1 protein-coding gene is annotated in these 859 nt (G+C 24.3%); it reads right to left on the reverse strand.

Annotated features, from left to right (window positions below; all coding sequences use genetic code 11):
• Positions 1 to 56: 56 nt before the first annotated feature.
• Entirely contained in the window at positions 57 to 818 is a 762-nt protein-coding gene (ant(9), locus tag KA878_RS13730; RefSeq protein WP_031901094.1) for an aminoglycoside nucleotidyltransferase ANT(9), read from the reverse strand.
• Between the last annotated feature and the right edge of the window lie 41 nt (positions 819 to 859).

Consider the following 859-nt stretch of genomic DNA (forward strand, 5'->3'; position numbering starts at 1 on the left):
TTTCTTTTTCAAAATTTAAGGAATACTGGATATTGTAAATATCACAAAAGCTATTATCATAATTTATAATTCAAATAAGCATAAAGTTTTTTAATGACACTCTTAACAGGAAAAAGTTCCCAATCAACGCTATTACCATTTTTATAACTAGAAATAGCTAAACTTATTAAATTATTTTCTTCAATTGATAAATTTTCTATTATCATACTGCCAGCTAAATCTTTTGAATAAAACTTACCTGTTTCATAAGTTACGATCATACGACAAAGGGTTAAAATAACATTTGTTTCATCACCATAAAAATCTTTTATCAATTCTTTAGAACTTTCCTTTATAGCTTTTTGTAAATCAATAAATGGAACATCAGGAATTAAGTTATTAATATTATTTTCGCCATAAATTGATATTGAAGAAAGCTTGGCTTGATATAATAATATTGTTAAATCAATGTTGTTATTCTTTTCTGGAATAAAATAATTTAAATAATCTTCTCTAAGCCATTCCCCATAGATAAACTCTTCAATAGGTGGATAAGACCAATTTTCATTTTCATGATAATTAAGCACAGTTAATTCTATATATTTTAAACTTGTATCTTCACCAATTTCTTTAGAGATAGGCATAATTTTCGAAATTAATATTCTTTTTTCTTCTTTAGTCATATCTCTATTTATTATCACTAGAAAATCAACATCACTATCTTTTTTTAAACCCCCTTTAACATAAGAACCATATAAATAGACTCCTAATAAATCTTTTGAAAACAATCGTTTCAATTCTATTAAAACATTATCAATTTGCTTATTTGGTTCCTCCATTATTGACTCCTCTCATCTTTAAATATTATTTCAAAAATCTA

The organism is Staphylococcus sp. GDY8P57P (assembly GCF_017892585.1).
GTDB lineage: Bacteria > Bacillota > Bacilli > Staphylococcales > Staphylococcaceae > Staphylococcus > Staphylococcus borealis.